Origin of the sequence: Parafrankia elaeagni, assembly GCF_000374165.1 — a bacterium.
GTDB classification, from domain to species: domain Bacteria; phylum Actinomycetota; class Actinomycetes; order Frankiales; family Frankiaceae; genus Parafrankia; species Parafrankia elaeagni.
Map to the genome: position 1 here is coordinate 11,950 of NZ_KB893760.1, position 20,605 is coordinate 32,554.

Consider the following 20,605-nt stretch of genomic DNA (forward strand, 5'->3'; position numbering starts at 1 on the left):
CGCACAGAAGGAGTCCAGACGGACATGGTTGGTCTGACCGCTCGCCTCGGCGTGTTCGCCGGCGCGGCGCTGCTGTTCCTGGCCGGATGCGGGTCGGACGGCGAGCCACCCGCCGCCGGGCCCACCACCCGTCCGGCGGGTGCGACCATGGCGATCGAGGACGCCTGGGTGAAGGCCGCACCGGACGGCATGTCCGCCGCTTTCGGCGAGCTCCGTAACAACGGCTCCCAGGACGTCACCGTCGTCTCGGCGACCAGCCCGTCGTCACCGGAGATGGAGCTGCACGAGACGGTCGAGAACCCGGCCGGAGAAATGATCATGCAGCCCCGCGAGGGTGGCTTCGTGGTACCGGCCGGCGGCACGCTGACCCTCGAGCCCGGCGGCAACCACCTCATGCTGATGGACCTCACGGAGCCGATCAGCGCGGGCGACGAGGTCGCGTTCACCATCACGTTCTCCGACCGCTCGACGTTCGCGTTCACGGCGCCGGCGAAGGACTACTCGGGTGCCAACGAGACCTACGAGGGCGGTGACATGCCCATGGGCGGGATGAGCGGCGCGACGCCGGAACCGACCGGGGCCCCGGCGGAGAACACCCGCTGATGGCGGCCGACCAGGGGGCCGGGCCTGGTCGGGGGACCGGGCCTGGTCGGCGGCGGGCGGGGCCGAGCCGGCGGCTGCTGGTGAGCGGGGGCGTCGCCGCCGGCGGCGCGTTCGCCGCGATCGGCACGGACCAGATGCTGGGCCGGGGCGAGGACACCCCGGCCGCGGCGCCGGGCCCGGCGCCGCTTCACGGCGGGCGGACCGAGCCGTTCCACGGCACGCGTCAGGCCGGGATCGCGTCGGCACCGCAGGCACACGCGACGTTCCTCGCCCTGGACCTGCGCGACGGGGTCGACAGGGACGGGATCCGCCGCATGCTGCGGATCCTCAGCGACGACACCGACCGGCTCACCCGGGGCGAGCCGGCGCTGGCCGACTCCGAGCCGGAACTCGGGCTCGTGCCGGCCCGGCTGACGGTCACCTTCGGCTTCGGCCCCGGTCTGGTCGCGCGGGCGGCCGGTGACGCGGCGGTGCCGTCGTGGCTTCGCGGGCTGCCCGCGTTCGCCGTCGACCGCCTGGATCCGGCCTGGACCGGCGGTGACCTGCTGCTCCACATCGGCGCCGACGACCCGGTCACGGTCGCCCACGCCACGCGGATGCTGCTGAAGGACTGCCGCGGCTTCGCCGCCCTGCGCTGGCGGCAGTCCGGGTTCCGCCGCAGTCACGGCGCCGAACCCGCGGGCACCACGATGCGCAACCTGTTCGGGCAGATCGACGGGTCCGCCAACCCGACGCCGGGCACCGCCGAGTTCGACCGGCTCGTCTGGTGCGGCGATGATCACGGCTGGCTCGCCGGCGGCAGCACTCTGGTGGTGCGCCGCATCACGATGGACCTGGACAGGTGGGATCGCCTGGATCGCTCGGGACGTGAGCAGGCCGTCGGCCGGTCGCTGTCGAACGGAGCCCCGCTGACCGGCTCCCGGGAGCACGACGAACCCGACTTCACCGCGACGACGGCGATCGGTTTCCCGGTCATCCCCGAGTTCTCCCACGTGCGACGCGCCCGTTCCGACAACCCGACGGAACGGATCTTCCGCCGCTCCTACAACTACGACGACGGCCCGACGGACGGGCGGGTCTCGAACTCCGGCCTGGTGTTCGCCTCGTATCAGGCCGATGTGACCGGCCAGTTCGTGCCCATCCAGCGCCGGTTGGACGAGCTCGACCTGCTCAACGAGTGGATCACCCCGGTGGGCTCGGCCGTGTTCGCGCTGCCGCCGGGGTGCGCGCCGGGTGGGTTCGTCGGCGAGACCCTCCTCGCCTGAGCGGATCAGTGCCTGAGCGGATCAGCGGATGGATCCGCCGGTGTGCCGCCGCGCGTCGTGGCCCGCGGCGGCACACCCGGTCGTGGGTGCGATCGGTCGTGGGTGCGGCTGTCAGCCAGCGAGGCTCAGCCAGTGGCGGTCAGCGCGGCACGGAGCACCTCCCGGTAGCCGGGCGGGAGTTCGCTGGCGAAGTGACGGAGCACGTCGTCGGGCCGGTCCCCGCGGCGCAGGAAGTCGATCATCTGGACGGCGGCGTGCTGCTCCGCGCGCAGCAACGGCCGGTAGGCGAAACCCTTGCCGTGCGGTGCGCGGTCGGCCAGGCCTTTGGCGACCAGCCTGAGCAGGGTGGTCGCGATGGTGCTCTGGGCCAGTCCGCCGCCCAGGCGGTGCTGGACCGCGGCCGGCATCAGCGGTTCACCGGCGGACCAGAGCAGGGCGAGGACAGCCCGTTCCAGTTCACCCGCGGCACGCCTGGTCGTGGATGCCGCGGGCACCGGCGGGGCAGCTGATGGACGGCCGAGGCCGCCGGGCCCGGTCGCGGACGGAGGTCTGGGGCTCACGTTGTCTCCAGGGTGGAATGGTCCCGCGCACGGCGGCCTCGTCGCCTCGACCGACCAGGGGTCGCGTGGAGCACTGACGTGACCGGCGGCTGCCGGAGCCAGCGGCTGCCGGAGCCAGCGGACGGCGGACGGCCCTGTGTCGCGGCTCCGGTGACGGGCGTGCGGTCAGCCGGCTCCGATGCGTGGACGGGCCCGGTCACGGGCCGAGGATCGCCTGCGTGGGTGATGCGTCGACCGCACAGGCCGACGCGCCGCGGAGAGGTTCCCGGGGCGTGCGGCCGCGGCTGATGCGACGCGGAGTGGGACGTACGTAAAAAGCTTGAGGGGCGCAGGGGGCGGCCTCCGCCCGGGCCCGTGCGCGGACGGCGTCAGACCTGCGCCGTGCGGGGCGGTCCCCGCCTCGCGATCGCATGGCGCAGTGGCAGGAGCCGTGCCGCCGGTGGATGCGGGGACACCGCGGGCGGAGGGCGGAAGGCCGAGGGAGGGAAGGCCGCCGTGCGGCGACGCAGCCGCCGGGCCGCCCGCCGGGCGACTGACGCGGCACCGCGCGCGGCCCGCCACAGCAACCGTTCCCCCGTGGCCAGCCAACCGGCCAGGAAGAGCGCGGCCAGGACATGGCCCGCGATCATCGGCAGTCCGCCGTGGAGGAGCTCCACCCGCCCGTGCCCCGAGACGAGCGCGGCCCCGGCGGCCGGCGGCGGGTAGTGGTGGGCACCTCCGGACGCACTCATCGCGAAGGCGACGTGCAGGCACACCTGAATGGCCAGCACCAGTCCGACCAGCCGTGCCGGTGAGACCTGGCGGGCGGTGACCCCCCAGCCCACCCGGCACGTCAGCAGAAAACCGACGGCGGTGACGGGCAGGGACGGCCCCGTTCCGGTGGACACGCCATGTGCCCCGACCGCGAGGCCGACCGTGAGGCCGGCCAGCACCGCGCCCCGCGATGCCCGGCCGACCGGTGTGCCTGCCCATGTAGGAAGACCCCGGCCGGATCTCGCCAGCGCCGGATCCGGGTGTTCGGGCCGAGCCGGATCCGGGCTCCTGAGTTCCCGCGTCACGGACCCGACCACGACGATCTACTCTAGATGGCCGGACTGGCCAGCGACACGGGTAGGACGCGGCAAGGTCCGGATCCGTCAGGTCGCCCCTACGGCGCAGCCAGTCGACCGAGCACGACTCTCCTGGCATTTCTCGTCGCCGACACGGCCCCACACCATCGTTTCGCCCGATGTTTGCAACTGCATAAGAGTGGCAACTACTGTTCAGTCGCTGGCCGATCGAGGGGAGCAGACCATGGGCAGCGTCCCTGACGGCCCGGCGGCGTGCCTGCCGGTAGCAATCGAGATCATGACCGCCTACACCGACTCCGCCACCGACCCCGCGTTCTTCTGGACCACCGTCCAGCGCGTGATGGCGGACGGAGCCGACCGTGCCGACCCCGCGGGGGCGATGGCGGAACTCGTCCTCGGCCTCGCGACCCTGTGCGGGATCGCCCTCGACCACCTCGCGGACCGCTCCGGCCCCGAGACCGGGCCACGCGACCTCCTCGCCGCGATCCGCAACGCCTACGTCACCGACCCCGTCTGACCCGCCCGCCCGCCGGACGTCCCAACCACACCAGGACGTCCCCACCACTCACAGCGAAGGACACCCACGTGGCCGTCTACACGTTGCCGGACCTGCAGTACGACTACGCCGCCCTCGAGCCGGCGATCTCCGGCCAGATCATCGAACTGCACCACGACAAGCACCACGCGGCCTACGTCGCCGGCGCCAACACCACCCTCGACAAACTCGCCGAAGCGCGCGACAAGGGCGACTTCGGCGCGATCGTCGGCCTGGAGAAGACCCTCGCGTTCAACGTCTCCGGGCACATCCTGCACTCGATCTACTGGCAGAACCTCTCCCCCGACGGCGGCGACAAGCCCGACGGCGCCCTCGCCGACGCCATCGCCGAGTCCTTCGGCTCCTTCGACAACTTCAAGGCCCAGCTCACCGCCGTCACCACCACCGTGCAGGGCTCCGGCTGGGGCATCCTCGCCTACGACCAGCTCTCCGGGCGCCTCCTCGTCGAGCAGGTCCACGACCACCAGAGCAACGTCGGCATCGGCAACACCACGCTGCTCGCCTTCGACGCCTGGGAACACGCCTGGTACCTGCAGTACAAGAACGTCAAGGCCGACTACGTGACCGCCCTGTGGGACATCGTCAACTGGGCCGACGTCGCCGCCCGCTACGCGACCGCCAGGCAGATCACCTCGGTCTGACCGGCCGGGGCTGTCCGCTGGCCAGCGGTTCGTCCGCTGGCCAGCGGACTTCGACCGACTGACCGCCACCCGGGGAGGTCGCATGACGCTGTTGCCCATCCGCACTCTCGGTGACCCGATCCTGCGCACCCCCGCCGAACCGGTCACCGCCTTCGACGCGGCGCTACGACGCCTCGTCGCCAACATGATCGAGACCATGTACGCGGCCCCGGGGGTCGGCCTCGCGGCACCCCAGATCGGCGTCGGCCTGCGCCTGTTCGTCTTCGACACCGGCTACGACACCGAGGAGCCCACGACCCGCCGGCCGCTCGTCGTCGTGAACCCGCAGCTGGAACGCGGCGAGGGAGAACAGCACGGTTCTGAGGGCTGCCTGTCCGTACCCAGGCTGGGCTACCCGACGACCCGGTCCGCCAGCGCCACTGTCCGCGGGTTCGACGAGACCGGCAGCCCCGTCGAGTACAGCGGCTCCGGCCTGCTCGCCCGCTGCCTCCAGCACGAGACCGACCACCTCGACGGCACCCTCTACATCGACCGTCTCACCGGCGAGTACCGCCAGGCCGCCCGGGTGGCACTGCGTGACGGTGTCCCCGCCACCGCCCCGGCCCCTTCGCTGTTCCGTCGGGCACACAGACACGCCGGCTGACGGGCAGGCCGGGACGAGGCGAAGATGGGCTGGAACGCGCAACCGACACGCCAGGTCGTCCTCGACAGGGCGCGGGTACCGGCCGCGAACCTGCTCGGCACCGAGGGTGACGGCTTCCGCATCGCGAGGGCCGCGCTCGACGGGCGGCCGGCTGAACATCGTCGCCTGCCCGCTCGGCGGAGCCTTACGGACTGGAGGAGATCGTGCGCGACCTGCGGGTGCACCAGATCCCTGAGGAGACGAACAAGATCATGTGCGTCATCGTCGCCCGCTCGACGCTGGAGGCGGCCCGATGACGGCGGCTCCCAGGCCTTCCCGGGAGCCCGAGATCCTACGCTCCGTCGAGGGACGGGTCGGCCGCCTCACGCTCAACCGCCCGAAGGCCATCAACGCGCTCAACCACGACATGGTCCGCGCGATGGACGCGGCGCTGCGCGACTGGGAGCACGACGACCGGGTCGACGCCGTTCTCGTCGACGGCGCGGGCCACCGCGGGCTGTGCGCGGGCGGCGACATCCGCGCGTTCCACCACGACGCCCGCTCCGGCGGCACCGGGTCGCTGGACTTCTGGGCCGACGAGTACCGCCTCAACGCGCGGATCAGCACCTACCCGAAGCCCTACATCGTCCTCATGGACGGCCTCGTCATGGGCGGCGGCGTCGGGATCTCCGCGCACGGCGACGTCAGGATCGTGACGGAGCGCACCAGACTGGCGATGCCCGAGGTCGGCATCGGCTTCGTGCCGGACGTCGGCGGCACGTGGCTGCTCTCCCGCCTGCCCGGCGAGTCGGGCACCCATGTCGCGCTGACGACCGCCCCGATGTCCGGGGCGGACGTCCTGCACGCGGGCCTGGCGGACCACCTCGTGCCCGGCGACCGGCTCCCCGACCTGATAGCGGCCCTCGTCGGGGCGGCGGATGCCAGCAACCCGGCGAAGATCGTCGAGGAGTTCGCGTTCATCCCCCCGGCCGGCGGGCTGACGGGCGGGCTGGCCGAGGCGGCTGACTGGATCGACGCCTGCTACAGCGCGCCGACCGTCGAAACGATCATCGCCCGGCTGCGCGCACACGGCGACCCGGCCGCCGCCGCGGCGGCCGACGAGATCGAGACGAAGTCACCCACGGCGCTCAAGGTCACGCTGCGCGCCCTGCGCGCCGCCGCGGACCTCCCCGATCTGTGGGCCGCGCTCGTCGCGGAGTTCCGCGTCTCCAGCGCCGCGCTGCGCTCGCACGACCTGCGCGAGGGCATCCGTGCCCAGATCATCGACAAGGACCGGTCACCCCGGTGGGATCCCCCCGCCCTGGCCGACGTCGACGACGACCTCGTCGCCGCGTTCTTCGCCGTGCCCCCGGCCGGTGACCTGACGCCGGCGGGCGAACTGGAAGAGGGCGCCAGCGCATGATCGACCACCAGGTCCGTGTGCACCGCAGCGCGGAGCGACTCGCACGGGAGGACCAGCTCGCGTGGAAGATCGCGGCGGTGGCCGCCGACCCGGTGGTCATCGAGGCCGAGGTGACCGACATGGTGATCAACCGGGTCATCGACAACGCGGGAGTCGCCGCCGCCTCGCTGGCGCGGCGGCCGGTGGTCGCCGCCCGGGACCAGGCACTGCGGCACCTCCCCGCCCCCGCCCCCGGCCGGGACGGGGCGACGGTCTTCGGCCTGGCGGCGGACACCCGCGTCTGTCCCGAGTGGGCGGCCTGGGCGAACGGCGTGGCCGTGCGCGAGCTGGACTTCCACGACACCTACCTGGCCGCGGACTACTCCCATCCCGGCGACAACATCCCACCGGTGCTGGCCGTGGCCCAGCACCTCGGTCTGGACGGCCACGCGCTCGTGCGCGGGATCGTCACCGGCTACGAGATCCAGGTCGCCCTCGTCCGGGGGATCTGCCTGCACGAGCACAGGATCGACCACATCGCGCACCTCGGCCCCTCCGCGGCGGCCGGCCTCGGCGCCCTGCTCGGGCTGCCGACCGAGACCATCTACCAGGCGGTCGGGCAGGCGCTGCACACCACGACGACCACCCGGCAGTCCCGCAAGGGCACCATCTCCAGCTGGAAGGCCCACGCTCCCGCCTTCGCCGGGAAGCTGGCCGTGGAGGCCGTCGACCGGGCGATGCGCGGCGAGGGTGCTCCCTCGCCCGCCTACGAGGGCGAGGACGGGTTCATCGCCTGGCTGCTCAGCGGGCCCGAAGCCCGTTACACGGTCGCACTGCCCGCGGCGGGCGAGGCCAGGCGCGGCATCCTGGAGACGTACACGAAGGAACACTCGGCCGAGTACCAGAGCCAGGCACTGATCGACCTGGCCCGCCGCCTCGGCCCCCGCATCGGCGACTTCGGCCGGGTCAGCTCGATCGTCCTGCACACCAGCCACCACACCCACCACGTGATCGGCTCCGGCGCCGGCGACCCGCAGAAGTACGACCCGACGGCCAGCCGCGAGACCCTCGACCACTCTGTTCCCTACATCTTCGCCGTCGCCCTGCAGGACGGTGACTGGCACCACGAGCGCTCCTACGCCCCGGACCGGGCCGCCCGGCCCGACACCGTCGACCTCTGGCAGAAGATCACCACGGTCGAGGACGAGGAGTGGACCCGGCGCTACCACTCCACCGACCCGGCCGAGAAGGCGTTCGGCGCGCGCGTCGTCGTCGAACTGGCGGACGGGACCACGCTGACGGACGAGATCGCCGTCGCCGACGCCCACCCGCTCGGCGCGCGCCCCTTCGCCCGCGGCGAGTACATCGCCAAGTTCCGCCGCCTCGCCGACGGCGTTCTCCCCGCCGAGGAGCAGGACCGCTTCCTCGACGCCGCCATCCGCCTGCCCGAGCTGCGACCCGAGGAGCTCGCCGGGCTCACCATCGCCCCGCAGCCGCCGCTGACCGCCAGCGGCACCCGGGGGATCTTCTAGAGGCGAGGGGACGTCCGACCGATGCTGCACGCGAGAACACCCGCCCACGCCCGCCGCGCCGCGTTCCGCGACGCACTGCGCGACGCTTTGCGCACAGGCCGGCCGCTGCGCTTCCCCGGCGCGTTCAACCCGCTGTCCGCTGTTCTCATCACTGAGCTCGGCTTCGACGGCGTGTACATCTCCGGCGCGGTGCTCTCCGCCGACCTGGCGCTGCCCGACATCGGCCTCACCACGCTCACCGAGGTGGCGGGCCGGGCCGGGCAGATCGCCCGGGTCACCGACCTGCCCGCCCTCGTCGACGCCGACACCGGCTTCGGCGAGCCGATGAACGTCGCCCGCACCATCCAGACCCTGGAGGACGCCGGCCTCGCCGGCTGCCACCTCGAGGACCAGGTCAACCCGAAGCGGTGCGGGCACCTCGACGGCAAGTCCGTGGTCGGTACCGACGAGATGGTCCGACGGATCGTCGCGGCCGTCGCCGCCCGCCGCGACGACAACTTCGTCGTCTGCGCACGCACCGACGCCCGCGCGCCGGAAGGGCTGGAAGGCGCCCTCGAACGGGCCCGCGCCTACGCCGACGCCGGCGCGGACATGATCTTCCCGGAGGCGCTGGCCGACGCGTCCGAGTTCGAGGCCGTCCGCAGGGCCGTCGACGTGCCGATCCTGGCCAACATGACCGAGTTCGGGAAAGGCGAGCTCCTCACGGCGGAAACGTTGGCCTCCGCCGGCGTGAACCTGGTCATCTACCCGGTCACCCTGCTGCGTCTGGCGATGGGAGCGGTCGAGGACGGCCTGCGCCGCATTCTCGCCGACGGCACCCAGGCCGGTCTGGTCGACCGGATGCAGACCCGCTCCCGGCTCTACGAGCTCCTCGACTACCCCGCCTACAACGCGTTCGACACCACGATCTTCAACTTCCGGACCTGAACGTCCGGTCTTCCCCGATGTCAGGCCGATGACGTCGTCGTCGAGCTATCACGGCGCCGCGCGCCGGGTGGGCAGGCGGGGGCGGACCTCGGGAACGCCGTCGCGGACGTCGACCTCCACCGGCAGGCCGTAGACCTGCTCCAGCAGGTCGGCCCGGTAGACGCCCGCCGGCGTCCCGGCAGTCACGATCCGTCCACCGTGCAACAGGGCGACCCGATGGCAGAAGCGAGCCGCGAGGTTCAGGTCGTGGATGGCCATCAGCACGTACAGGTCCCGCTCGACGGCCAGGGTGTGGACGAGGTGCAGGGTCTCGACCTGGTGGCGCAGGTCGAGAGCACTGGTGGGCTCGTCCAGAAGCAGCACCTCGGGCTGCTGCGCGAGCGCGCGGGCGATGACGACCCGCTGGGCCTGCCCGCCGGAGAGCTCGTCGACATGCCGGTCGCCCAGCGCGGTCAGGTCCAGCAACTCCATCGCCTCGCGGACGTGCCGCTCGTCCGCACGGGACGGCCGCAGCCGGACGTGGGGGGTGCGGCCGAGCATGACCGCTTCGGTGACGGTGAGGGAGAACGGGCCGGGCGAGCCCTGCGGCACGTAGGCGGCGGTGCGGGCGAGCTCCCGCGGAGCCAGCCGATGCAGGTCGATGTCGCCGAGGCGGAAGGTGCCGGCCTTCGGGCGGTGGATACGGCAGATGCCGCGGATGAGGGTCGACTTGCCGCTGCCGTTCGGGCCGAGCAGACCGACGACCGTCCCGCGGTCGACCGTGAGGTCCAGGTCGGCGAGCACGGTCCGCCGCCCGTAGGCGAACCGTGCGCCGCGGATGTCAAGTGCCGGCAGCCGGGCCGGCCGGACGTCCGGCTGCGGCTGCGGCTGCGGCGCCGACGCCGACGCCGACTGTGTCTGCGGCTGTGGCTTCACAGGAACTGCCTCCGCCGCGTGAGGATCAGGTTGATGAACAGCGGCGCGCCGAGGAAGGCGACGACGATCCCGACCGGGATGACAGCCGGGGAGAACAGGGTGCGCCCGGCGGTGTCGGCGGCGAGCACGAGCAGGGCGCCCGCGAGCGCGGCGAACGGCAGCAGGAACCGGTGGTCGGCGCCGATGAGCAGCCGGGCGATGTGCGGAGCGACCAGCCCGACGAAGCCGATCACACCGGTGAAGCTGACGATGACCGCGGCGAGCATCACCGCCAGCAGGCTGCAGATCAGCCTCGTCCGGGGGACGTGCACGCCCAGGCTGCGCGCGGCGTCGTCGCCGGCGAACGCGATCGCGTTGAGGTTGCCGGCCTGCCCGATGAGCAGCGCCGTGGCGACGAGTACGGGTACGCCGACCGCGACGACCTCGGCCCAGGTCGCCGCGTTGACGCTGCCGAAGCTCCACCGGACGATCTCGGCGAGCTGGTTCTCGCTGGCGATGTACTGCATCGTCGAGGTGAGGGCCTGGAACAGGTAGGTCAGCGCCGTCCCGACCAGGATCAGGGTGACGGGGGAGGCCTGTCGCAGCCAGGAGAGGCCGAGCAGCAGACCCGCGCAGAGCAGCGCCATCCCGAGCGCGCTGGCGACCATTCCCACGCTGCCGCGTCCGGCCGGGTCGCCGAACAGGATCGTCAGCGACGCCCCGAAGGCCGCCGCGGAGGAGATCCCGAGGGTGAACGGGCTGACCATCGGGTTGCGCAGGAGGCCCTGCAGCACCACCCCGGCGACGGCGAGACCCGCCCCGGCCGCCACGGCCAGCCCGACCCGCGGCAGGCGCAGCTCCCAGACCACTGTCTGGGTCGCGAGCTCGTCCGTGCTGATCGTGATGCCGAGCGCCCGGGTCCACAGCGCCCAGCCGACGTCGCGTAGCGAGATGCCGCTCGCGCCCACCGCGACCGCCGTGACACTGGTCGCCGCGAGCAGCAGAGCCGCGGCGGCCAGGATCGCGATCTTGCGACGGTTGCGGCGTCCGGCCAGGCGGAACGGGTCTCCCCGCCCCGCCTCGCCGGCGTCCGCCGCGCCGTCGTGGGTTGTGCCACTGCTGGTCATCTCAGTGGGGTCAGGCGCTCGCGTGCAGGCGGTAGGCAGCCGGGTCCGGCAGCGACACGCCCTGGTAGGTCTCGATCCACTCCTTCATCACCGCGTCGGGGTCGACTCCGGCCATCTCCTCGGGATGCAGCCAGCTCGCCACGTACAGCGATCCGATGATCTTCGAGCAGGCGTTCATCGGGAAGGAGCTCGTGGTGTACACCTGCCCGTCGCGGACGGCGGTGAGGCCGTCCCAGCCGGGCCGGCCGAGCAGGTTGGCGCGCTCGGCGGAGAGGTCTCCGGCCGATTCCAGGGCGTACCCGCCACCGGTGTTGCGAATGATCAGTTCCGGATCGCGGTCGAGGACGGCCTCGGGGTCGATGTCGAGCTGGTGCACCGAACCGCGGGCGGAATCGGCGGCGGTGAACTGGATGTCACCGAAGATGTTCGTGCCGCCGGCCAGCGTCACCATGTCATGCCAGCCGGAGCCGGGGACGGGTGAGGCGAAGTCCTTGTCGTTCTCCAGGTAGACCCGCTTCGGCGTCACTCCGGCAAGGCGCTCGGCGAGCAGATCCCGGTATTCGGTGTAGAAGGCGTTGAGTTCCGACGCCTGCTCCTGCCGGTCGAAGATCTGCCCGATGAGCTCGACGTTGAAGACGTGGTCGTTCTGGTCCCAGCCGGTGATGACCAGCGTCTTGATGCCGAAGGCGGCGAGTTTTCCCTCCGCCTCCTCCCAGGCGCCGTTGCGGGGGAAGATGACGACCTCGGGCTTCAGTGCGGCGAGCTGCTCGTAGTTGGGCTCGGCCTGCCCCTTGCCGGCGGTCTTCGCGATGTCGAAATCATCCCAGTAGCCGGCGTAGTTCTCCCCGGCCGAGCCCTCGTCCAGGCCGACCACCGCATCGAAGGCCCCGACCGCGCGGATGAACTCCACGTTGAACGTGTTGAACGCGACGACCCGGCGGACCGGGACGGTGATCTCGACCTTCCGGTCGGCGTCGTCGACCACCGTGATCTCGTGCCGGGCTGCCTGCGTTCCGCTCGCCGACGCCGACGCCGGCTCCCCGGTGGTCGGGCTCGGGCTGCAGCCGACCAGTGCGGCCAGGAGCAGCAACGCTGCCACCACCACGGGCAGGATGCCGCGACGCGCAGCGCCGCGCCGGGGGTTGGGAGACGTCCCCGCGCGGGTGGGCCGCGGATCGCAGGTCTCGGTCAGGGGTCGCCGCTGAAGCTTCGCTGGAAGCCGGCGGAACGCTGACCGGCGCTCGGAGGAGCGGCCCTCGGTCAGACGGATGGGCATGAAGCCACTTCGCAGCCTCCCTGGATGACGCGTCCTGAGCCGTTAAACGGAGAACGGACAACGTCGGGTCTGGCTCACGGTGACCGTCGAGGACGGGCACCGTTCACAGTGGCGCGACCGCGCCGGATTCACACCGGCTTCCGATCATTGTCCTGAAGCTCCGCCAGCGTACGGGTCGCCCACCTGCACGTCAATGCGGATACGCAAACAGCAGGGGCGGTGTGAACTTCACGATTCGCCCACGACAGGTGCCACCCGACATGTGTAACGAGACGACACGCCTCATGCATGATCTACTTGCGTGGAGTCACCACGGCTGGCGCAGTGGAGGCCAGGTTCAGCGGGCGTGTGCCGCGGGACCGTGATGCAGCACCGGCTCGGGGCGTACCCGGGTCAGCAGATCGCCGACGACGGGATCGACGAGCCGGTATCGGATCACCCGCCCGTCCCGCTCGGCGACGACGGCCTGCTGGTGGCGCAGCAGCCGCAGCGCCTGCGAGACCGCCGCGTCGTTCATACCGACCGCGGCGGCCAGGTCGGAGACCGAGATCGGGCCGGCGTAGTGGATGGCCAGCAGAATCGCCAGCCGGCCCGGTTCGCCGAGCATGGCGAAGACGCCGGCCCAGCGGGCGACGTCGGCCCGGTCGCCGATCGCGGCCACCGCGTCGCACGCCCGATCGCCGTCGATGAGCCGGTGCTGGGCCCGGGCGTCCAACCGGTGCATGGGGCGATTCTCGCACCCGCGCCACCGGCCGGACACCCGCCCCACGGCGCTCTCACCTCGGGACAGCCAGGCCTCCGGTCTCGGCGGCGATGTTCTCCCAGCCGGCCGCGGTAGCCGATCTGATCAGGACGGCTGTCAAAGCGGTGTCCGCGGCCCGCGCGTCCTGAGCGGAACGAGACCCGCAAGCCTGAGCGAAGCGCGGTGTCATCAGATTGTGCCGTGGGCCCGCAGCCGGGCCAGCTCCTCGTCGCTGACCCCGGCCGCGCGAAGCACGTCGTCGGTGTCGCCGCCCAGCACCGGCGGTCCGGCAGGCGGCGGCGCGGCGGGTGCCGGTGCGGCGGGTGCCTGTGCGGCGGGTGCCGGTGCCGGCAACCGTCGCCCTTCGCCGTCACCGAAACGGAACGGTGCCGCGGGGACCAGCGTCCCCGCGACGTCCACGAGCGTGCCGCGGGCCGCGGCGTGCGGGTCGTCCACCAGATCCGGCCCCTCGTTCACCGCCCCGATCGTCGCCTCGGGATCCGAGGCGACCCAGGCCGCCGCCGGCCTCGTCACGAACACCTTCTCGAACCGCTCCGCCATCGCCACCTGCTCGTCCGCACCGGCCCGCAACCGTTCGACCAGGTCCTCGGCACCGAGCACCCGGCACAGTGCCTGCCAGGTCCGGGGCTCCGCGGCGGCGACCGTCACCCACCGGCCGTCGGCGCACCGGTAGAGCCGGCGGCCCGCCGCCCAGCCCATGCCGGACTCGACGCCCGAGAACCGGCCCGGCATACCGGACAGCATCCAGGTCGCGACGTCGTCGAGCGAGACGTCGACGAAGGAGCCGACGCCGGTGTGCGCCACCCGGGCGAGCGAGGCGGAGACGGCCATCGCCGCGACCGCTCCCGCCAGCGGTGCGGCGATCGGCGTCTGCGGCATCCACGGAAGCTGCTCCGCGATCGCGGCCAGGGCTCCGGAGTGGCCGAGGAAGGTGATCTCGTGCCCGGCACGGCCGGCGTACGGGCCGTCGAGGCCGAACGACGACAGACTCGCCCAGACCAGCCGCGGGTTCACCTCGGCCGCCTGCGCGTACGCGAAGCCCGCCGCCTCCCGGGCACCCGGCCGAGCGCTGTCGACGACGGCGTCCGCCGAGGCGACGAGCTTGCGCAGCACCTCGATCCCAGCCTCGCCTCGGGTGTCGAGCGTGATGGATTTCTTGGCGTGGTTCAGCCCGACGTGGGTCGGCGAGGTCCCGGCCGGGCCCCGCAACGGGTCGCCGACACCCGGCGCCTCGACCTTGACCACCTCGGCCCCGAGGTCGGCGAGCAACCGTGTGCAGTAACCACCGGGGAAGGAACGAGAAAGGTCGAGGACGCGGATCCCGCGCAGGGGGAACGGCACCGGTCGAACCTATCCAGCTGTCCAGCTGTCCAGCCTGGCTCAGGGCCCCGCGGACACGCGGTCCAGATCGAGGTTCAGCGCGAGGACGTTGACGCTCGGTTCGCCGATGAAGCCCAGGGCCCGTCCGGTGGTGTTCTCGTCGACGAGGGCCGAGACCTGGTCGACGGGCAGCCCGCGTTCACGGGCGACCCGGGGGATCTGCAGCTCGGCGTAGGCCGGGCTGATGCCGGGGTCGAGGCCGCTGCCGCTGGCGGTCACGGCGTCGGCGGGCACGGCCGGGTTGTCGGGAGCGCCGCCGCGGACGACGATCCGCTCACCGGCGGCGATGTCGTCACCGGGCTCCCGGCAGGTGACCGCGACCCCCTGGTAGGTGGCGAGGAACGGGGTGGTGGGGCAGGCCTCGTTGACGCTGACCACCCGGGTGACCGGGCCGTCGAAACCAGGGCCGGCGTGGTGGACGGCGAGGACGGCCCCGACGCCCGAGGCGGTGCAGTACTTGCGTCCGCCGTCGACTCCTTCCCGCTCGCCGATCGCCAGGCTGCGTGCGCAGACCTGGGTGAGCAGGCTCTGCCCGCTCTCGTCCTCGTCGGGGGTGGCCGGATCGTCGAAGGTGTCGACGACGTCCTCGGGGCCCAGGTTGGACGCCGAGGTGGAGGTCGGGTCGTAGCCCTCCCCGGCGGCCGAGGGCCGGCTCTGGAAGTACCGGGCCAGCGCGTTGCCGTCGGTGTCGGTGAACGACTGGCCGATCAGGGACGAGCCGACCCGCCGGCCCTCGGCGCTGGTGACGAAGGACCCGTCCGCGTTGTCCTTCAGGCCGGGGAGCTGGGCGAGGGCGAGGATCGCCAGCGGGTAGGCGAGGCCGAGCAGGACGGTGAGGACGAGCAGGGTGCGCAGCGCCGCGAGGTGCTGGCGCAGCCAGGACGGAAACCGTGTCGGCATGGTTCAGCCCACTCCCGGGACGAACTGGACGAGAAGATCGATGGCCTTGATACCGATGAAGGGGACGACGATCCCGCCCAGGCCGTAGAGGTAGAGGTTGCGGCTGAGCAGCTTCGAGGCGCTGGCCGGGGTGTAGCGCACGCCCCGCAGCGCGAGCGGGATCAGCGCGACGATGACGAGGGCGTTGAAGATGACCGCGGAGAGGATCGCCGACTCGGGGCTGGCCAGCCGCATGACGTTGAGCGTGTCCAGGCCGGAGTGGACGCCGGCGAACATCGCCGGGATGATCGCGAAGTACTTGGCGACGTCGTTGGCGATGGAGAAGGTCGTCAGCGCCCCGCGGGTGATGAGCAGCTGCTTGCCGATCTCGACGATCTCGATCAGCTTCGTCGGNTTGCTGTCGAGGTCGACCATGTTGCCGGCCTCCTTCGCGGCCGACGTGCCGGTGTTCATCGCCACCCCGACGTCGGCCTGCGCGAGCGCGGGCGCGTCGTTGGTGCCGTCGCCGGTCATCGCGACCAGCTTGCCGTCGGCCTGCTCCCGGCGGATCAGCGCGAGCTTGTCCTCCGGGGTGGCCTCGGCGAGGAAGTCGTCGACTCCCGCCTCCTCGGCGATCGCCTTCGCGGTGAGCGGGTTGTCCCCGGTGATCATGACGGTGCGGATGCCCATCCGGCGCATGGCGTCGAACCGTTCCCGCATGCCGGACTTCACGACGTCCTTGAGCTGGATGACGCCGAGCACCCGCGCGGACGGGCCCGACGGGGCGTCGATGACCTCACCGACGACGAGCGGGGTGCCCCCCGAGGCGGAGATGCCGTCGACCACCTCGCCGAGCTCCGCCGGAACCTGGCCGCCGTGCTCCCGCACCCACCGGGTGACCGCGCTCGCCGCACCCTTGCGGACCCGCCGCACCCCCGCCTCGGGGCTCGGCCCCACGCCGTCCGCGGGCCCGGCGGCGAGGTCGACGCCGGACATCCTGGTCTGGGCGGTGAAGTGCACGAACGTCGCGTGCCGCAACTCGCCGGGGACGCGTTCGCGCAGGCCGTACCGCTCCTTGGCGAACACGACCACCGAACGGCCCTCGGGGGTTTCGTCCGCGAGCGAGGAGAGCTGGGCGGCGTCCGCCAGTTCGGTCTCGCTCACGCCCTCGACGGCGATGAACGCACTGGCCTGCCGGTTACCAAGGGTAATGGTTCCGGTCTTGTCGAGCAGCAGGGTGTTGACGTCACCGGCGGCCTCGACCGCCCGGCCGCTCATCGCGAGCACGTTGCGCTGGACGAGCCGGTCCATCCCGGCTATTCCGATCGCGGAGAGCAGCGCACCGATGGTGGTCGGGATCAGGCAGACCAGCAGCGACGCCAGCACGATCCCGGTGATCCCGTCACCGGTCAGGGTGGAGCTGTCCGGCAGCGCCGGCTGCTGCGCCTTCGCGTAGATCGCCAGCGGCTGCAGGGTGGCAACAGCCAACAGGAAGATGACGGTGAGTGCGGCCAGCAGGATGTTGAGCGCGATCTCGTTCGGGGTCTTCCGCCGGTTCGCCCCCTCGACCAGGGCGATCATCCGGTCGATGAAGCTCTCGCCCGGCTTCTGGGTGATCCGCACGACGATCTGGTCGGAAAGCACCCTCGTTCCGCCGGTCACCGACGAGCGGTCACCACCCGACTCGCGGATCACCGGCGCCGACTCGCCGGTGATCGCCGACTCGTCCACACTGGCGATACCCTCGACGATGTCCCCGTCGCCGGGGATGAGCTCCCCCGCCTCGACCACGACAAGGTCGTACTGGGCCAGTCGCGGCGCGGGCACGCTCTCGACCGTGGCGCTCCCGACGGCCTGGCCCGCACGCCAGCCGACGAGCCGGCGGGCGACCGTCTCGGTTTTGGCCAGGCGCAGGGCCTGTGCCTGTGCCTTGCCGCGGCCCTCCGCGACGGCCTCGGCGAGGTTGGCGAAGATCACGGTCAGCCACAGCCAGGTCGTGATCAGCCAGCCGAACGTCGACGGGTCGGTGATCGCGAGAACAGTGGTGAACACGGCGCCGACCTCGACGATCAGCATCACCGGGTTGTGCCACAGGGTGCGCGGGTCGAGCTTGCGCACCGCGCTCGGCAGCGACTTCCAGAGCTGCTTCGGGTCGAGCAGGCCGCCCCCGACCCGGCGCGGCACAGCCGGCGGCGCCTGCCGCCCGCTCCGCGAGGCGTCCGTGTGCGAGGCGTCCGTGTGCGCGGCGATGGCGGTGGTACTCATGGTCAGTGAATCCCTTCCGCGAGGGGCCCGAGAGCCAGCGCGGGAAAGAAGGTGAGCGCCACGATGATCAGAGTGACGCCGGCGAGCATCCCGACGAACTGAGGCCGGTGCGTCGGCAGCGTTCCGGCGGTGGCGGGTAGCGGCGCCTGCCGGGCCAGCGCGCCCGCCAGCCCCAGCACGAAAATCATCGGCAGGAACCGGCCGAACATCATCGCCAGGCCGAGCGCGGTGTTGTACCAGGTGGTGTTCACGGTGATTCCGGCGAAGGCCGATCCGTTGTTGTTCCCGGCGGAGGTGAAGGCGTAGAGGACCTCGGACAGGCCGTGCGCGCCGGAGTTGAGCATGGCGGCCCGCTGGCCGGGCAGCGCCATCGCGGTCCCGGTTCCGAGCAGCACGATGATCGGTGTGGTCAGGAAGTACAGCGACGCGAACTTCATCTCCCGCGCACCGATCTTCTTCCCGACGTACTCCGGGGTACGACCGATCATCAGTCCGGCGACGAACACCGTGACCACGGCCAGTACCAGCATTCCGTACAGACCTGAGCCGACACCGCCCGGCGCGACCTCGCCCAGCATCATGTTGAACAGCAGCGAGGCACCGCCGAGGCTTGTGTAGGAGTCATGGAAGGAGTTCACCGCGCCGGTGGAGGTCAGCGTGGTGGCGGTGGCGAAAAGCGCCGAGTTCGCGACACCGAAACGGGCCTCCGTGCCCTCCGTGGCCGCACCGACGGCCTCGGGAACAGTGCCGTGGTGCGCGCCCTGGAAGGCCAGGTTCACCGTGAGGCTGCCCAGTGCGATCAGCGCCATCGCCGCGACGATCGCCAGCCCCTGCCGTCTGTCACCCACGATCCGGCCGAAGGTGCGCGGCAGCGAGAAGGCGATCATCAACAGGAGGTAGATCTCGAACAGGCTCGTCCACGCCGCCGGGTTCTCGAACGGATGCGCCGAGTTGACGTTGTAGAAGCCGCCGCCGTTGGTGCCGAGCTCCTTGATGACCTCCTGGCTGGCCACCGGCCCACCCGTGATCGCCTGCTCGCCGCCGGCCAGCGTCGTCACGAGCTGGTTGCCGTGCAGGTTCTGGACCACCCCGCCGGCGAGCAGCACGACCGCGCCGACGACAGAGATCGGCAGCAGGATCCGCACGATCGTCCTGGTCAGATCGACCCAGAAGTTACCGATCTCGTCACCGGAGCCCACGGCCTCGTCCATGCTGCCCGGCCCGGACGCCACCGGCGCCCGGCGGCGCGCGAAACCGCGCACGACCGCGATCGCCACCGAGATGCCGACAGCGGCCGAGGCGAAGTTCTGCACCGCCAGGCCGGTCATCTGGGTGAGGTGCGACATCGTCGACTCGCCGGAGTACGCCTGCCAGTTCGTGTTCGTCGTGAAACTCACGGCGGTGTTCCAGGCCAGCGCGGGCGAGACCCCCGAGAAGCCCAGATCCCAGGGCAGCCGACCCTGGACCCGCTGCATCAGGTACAGGAACAGCACGGACACCAGCGAGAAGGCGAGCACGCTGCGGGCGTAGACGGTCCACCGCTGACCTGCATTCGGATTCACCCCGGTCAGCCGGTAGACCGCCCGTTCCACCGGCAGGTGCTTCTCGCTCGTGTACACCCGGTACATGTAGTCGCCGAACGGCCGGTACGTCGCCGCCAGTGCGGCGACCAGCAGCAGGACAACCAGAACACCCGCGATCGAAGTGGACACTAGAAACGCTCCGGGAACAGCAGGGCCGCGATCATGAGGATCGCCAGCCCTGTCGCCAGGACGAGACCGGCTATGTTCTCCGCGGTCACAGCCGCTCGACCCCCCGCAGAACAAGCGCCAGCAGCGCGAAACACCCCAGTGTCAGCGCTACGTACACCACGTCGAGCACGTGTCCTCCCTCGCCAGCGACGAAAGCCGGGCCCGTCTGGACCGCCGTAAACGGATGGTCGAGCGGGCAGCGTCGCCAGTAAAGCGCGGTCGATCCCGGTTCCGGCGATCTCTCACAGGTTTCTAACAGCGACGCGGCACTTTCTAACGGAACACTAACGGCGATCAGCAAAATTGCCGGATGAGACGGCTGCGGGGCCTTCCGGCAGAGTGTCGCCGACCGCACGATGGGCGGGTGACACGAGGAACCCTGCGGATCTACCTGGGCGCCGCACCGGGCGTCGGCAAGACCTACGCCGCGCTCGACGAGGCCCACCGCCGCGCCGGCCGGGGCACCGACGTCGTCATCGGCTTCGTCGAGACCCACGGCCGGCCACGCACCGCCGCGATGCTCGACGGCCTGGAGATCATCCCCCGGCAGATCCTCGAACACCGGGGCGGATCGTTCACCGAGATGGACCTCGACGCGATCCTCGCGCGCCGCCCCGAGGTCGCGTTCGTCGACGAGCTGGCGCACACCAACATCCCCGGCAGCCGTCACACCAAACGGTGGCTCGACGTCCAGGAGCTGCTCGCCGCCGGCATCGACGTCATCTCCACCGTCAACGTCCAGCACCTGGAGTCACTCAACGACGTCGTCGAGACCATCACCGGCGTCCCACAGCGCGAGACCGTTCCCGACCACGTCGTCCGCCGCGCCGACCAGGTCGAACTCGTCGACATGGCCCCGGAGGCACTACGCCGCCGGATGGCGCACGGCAACGTCTACGGGCCGGAGAAGGTGGACGCCGCCCTGGCCAACTACTTCCGCGTCGGCAACCTCACCGCGCTGCGCGAACTCGCCCTGCTCTGGCTCGCCGGCAAGGTCGACGACCAGCTCGACCGCTACCGCGCCGACCACGGCATCGGCGGCACCTGGGAGACCCGCGAACGGGTCGTCGTGGCGCTCACCGGCGGGCCCGA

Annotated in this window: 20 protein-coding genes and 1 pseudogene; 10 read left to right on the forward strand and 11 right to left on the reverse strand. The window is 71.7% G+C overall.

Annotation, left to right across the window (positions count from 1 at the left end):
- Window positions 1–24 precede the first annotated feature (24 nt).
- Both B207_RS40815 and B207_RS0125770 read left to right on the forward strand, forming a co-directional pair.
- Entirely contained in the window at window positions 25–603 is a 579-nt protein-coding gene (locus B207_RS40815; RefSeq protein WP_018639560.1) for a copper chaperone PCu(A)C, read from the forward strand.
- Window positions 603–1,868 (forward strand): Dyp-type peroxidase, encoded by a 1,266-nt coding sequence (locus B207_RS0125770; RefSeq protein ID WP_018639561.1) that lies wholly within the window; start codon window positions 603–605, stop codon window positions 1,866–1,868. Before B207_RS40815 ends, B207_RS0125770 begins: the two co-directional genes overlap by 1 nt.
- A gap of 125 nt (window positions 1,869–1,993) precedes the next feature.
- Here B207_RS0125770 and B207_RS0125775 read toward each other — a convergent pair whose 3' ends face one another.
- Together B207_RS0125775 and B207_RS35645 are read right to left on the reverse strand one after the other, a co-directional pair.
- Window positions 1,994–2,428 carry a BlaI/MecI/CopY family transcriptional regulator gene (locus B207_RS0125775; protein ID WP_195905353.1) on the reverse strand — a complete coding sequence of 145 codons (435 nt, stop codon included), beginning with the start codon at window positions 2,426–2,428 and terminating at the stop codon, window positions 1,994–1,996.
- Window positions 2,429–2,796: 368 nt separating this feature from the next.
- Window positions 2,797–3,315 (reverse strand): hypothetical protein, encoded by a 519-nt coding sequence (locus tag B207_RS35645; protein ID WP_230205225.1) that lies wholly within the window; start codon window positions 3,313–3,315, stop codon window positions 2,797–2,799.
- A gap of 406 nt (window positions 3,316–3,721) precedes the next feature.
- On the opposite strand from B207_RS35645, the gene B207_RS0125785 reads away from it, so the two are divergent.
- The 7 genes and pseudogenes from B207_RS0125785 to prpB all read left to right on the forward strand — a co-directional run bounded on the left by B207_RS0125785 (window position 3,722) and on the right by prpB (window position 9,178).
- Window positions 3,722–4,015 (forward strand): hypothetical protein, encoded by a 294-nt coding sequence (locus B207_RS0125785; RefSeq protein ID WP_018639564.1) that lies wholly within the window; start codon window positions 3,722–3,724, stop codon window positions 4,013–4,015.
- Between the two features lie 68 nt (window positions 4,016–4,083).
- The gene (locus B207_RS0125790) at window positions 4,084–4,695 is read left to right on the forward strand and encodes a superoxide dismutase (protein ID WP_018639565.1); all 612 of its coding nucleotides are present in this window, start codon (window positions 4,084–4,086) and stop codon (window positions 4,693–4,695) included.
- 82 nt (window positions 4,696–4,777) lie between these two features.
- Window positions 4,778–5,338: a peptide deformylase gene (gene def, locus B207_RS0125795; RefSeq protein WP_018639566.1), complete on the forward strand. Its 561-nt coding sequence runs from the start codon at window positions 4,778–4,780 to the stop codon at window positions 5,336–5,338.
- 6 nt (window positions 5,339–5,344) lie between these two features.
- A pseudogene (locus B207_RS43040) lies at window positions 5,345–5,522 on the forward strand (acyl-CoA dehydrogenase); the annotation flags it as partial.
- A 108-nt stretch (window positions 5,523–5,630) separates the two neighbouring features.
- Window positions 5,631–6,740, forward strand: coding sequence for an enoyl-CoA hydratase/isomerase family protein (locus tag B207_RS0125805; protein ID WP_018639568.1), 1,110 nt, complete (start codon window positions 5,631–5,633; stop codon window positions 6,738–6,740).
- Window positions 6,737–8,251 carry an MmgE/PrpD family protein gene (locus B207_RS0125810; RefSeq protein ID WP_018639569.1) on the forward strand — a complete coding sequence of 505 codons (1,515 nt, stop codon included), beginning with the start codon at window positions 6,737–6,739 and terminating at the stop codon, window positions 8,249–8,251. The genes B207_RS0125805 and B207_RS0125810 overlap by 4 nt, the downstream gene beginning before the upstream one ends.
- A gap of 21 nt (window positions 8,252–8,272) precedes the next feature.
- Window positions 8,273–9,178: a methylisocitrate lyase gene (prpB, locus tag B207_RS0125815; protein WP_018639570.1), complete on the forward strand. Its 906-nt coding sequence runs from the start codon at window positions 8,273–8,275 to the stop codon at window positions 9,176–9,178.
- A gap of 48 nt (window positions 9,179–9,226) precedes the next feature.
- On the opposite strand, the gene B207_RS0125820 is transcribed toward prpB, so the two are convergent.
- The 9 genes from B207_RS0125820 to kdpF all read right to left on the reverse strand — a co-directional run bounded on the left by B207_RS0125820 (window position 9,227) and on the right by kdpF (window position 19,563).
- Window positions 9,227–10,093: an ABC transporter ATP-binding protein gene (locus B207_RS0125820; RefSeq protein WP_018639571.1), complete on the reverse strand. Its 867-nt coding sequence runs from the start codon at window positions 10,091–10,093 to the stop codon at window positions 9,227–9,229.
- Window positions 10,090–11,199 carry a FecCD family ABC transporter permease gene (locus B207_RS0125825; RefSeq protein WP_018639572.1) on the reverse strand — a complete coding sequence of 370 codons (1,110 nt, stop codon included), beginning with the start codon at window positions 11,197–11,199 and terminating at the stop codon, window positions 10,090–10,092. The genes B207_RS0125820 and B207_RS0125825 overlap by 4 nt, the downstream gene beginning before the upstream one ends.
- A 10-nt stretch (window positions 11,200–11,209) precedes the next feature.
- Window positions 11,210–12,475, reverse strand: a complete 1,266-nt coding sequence (locus B207_RS35650; RefSeq protein WP_018639573.1) for an ABC transporter substrate-binding protein — start codon at window positions 12,473–12,475, stop codon at window positions 11,210–11,212.
- Window positions 12,476–12,812: 337 nt separating this feature from the next.
- Window positions 12,813–13,199, reverse strand: a complete 387-nt coding sequence (locus tag B207_RS0125835) for an ArsR/SmtB family transcription factor (RefSeq protein WP_018639574.1) — start codon at window positions 13,197–13,199, stop codon at window positions 12,813–12,815.
- Window positions 13,200–13,406: 207 nt separating this feature from the next.
- Window positions 13,407–14,579, reverse strand: coding sequence for a CaiB/BaiF CoA transferase family protein (locus B207_RS0125840; protein WP_018639575.1), 1,173 nt, complete (start codon window positions 14,577–14,579; stop codon window positions 13,407–13,409).
- 39 nt (window positions 14,580–14,618) lie between these two features.
- Window positions 14,619–15,518, reverse strand: coding sequence for a potassium-transporting ATPase subunit C (locus tag B207_RS0125845; RefSeq protein ID WP_018639576.1), 900 nt, complete (start codon window positions 15,516–15,518; stop codon window positions 14,619–14,621).
- A 3-nt stretch (window positions 15,519–15,521) separates the two neighbouring features.
- Complete coding sequence (gene kdpB, locus B207_RS0125850) at window positions 15,522–17,762, reverse strand: potassium-transporting ATPase subunit KdpB (protein WP_018639577.1); 2,241 nt, start codon at window positions 17,760–17,762, stop codon at window positions 15,522–15,524.
- A 2-nt stretch (window positions 17,763–17,764) separates the two neighbouring features.
- The gene (kdpA, locus tag B207_RS0125855) at window positions 17,765–19,474 is read right to left on the reverse strand and encodes a potassium-transporting ATPase subunit KdpA (RefSeq protein WP_018639578.1); all 1,710 of its coding nucleotides are present in this window, start codon (window positions 19,472–19,474) and stop codon (window positions 17,765–17,767) included.
- Complete coding sequence (gene kdpF / locus B207_RS35655; protein WP_018639579.1) at window positions 19,474–19,563, reverse strand: K(+)-transporting ATPase subunit F; 90 nt, start codon at window positions 19,561–19,563, stop codon at window positions 19,474–19,476. Before kdpF ends, kdpA begins: the two co-directional genes overlap by 1 nt.
- Window positions 19,564–19,877: 314 nt before the next feature.
- On the opposite strand from kdpF, the gene B207_RS0125870 reads away from it, so the two are divergent.
- Window positions 19,878–20,605: hypothetical protein (locus B207_RS0125870; RefSeq protein WP_026311455.1), on the forward strand; the 728-nt coding region annotated here is incomplete at its 3' end.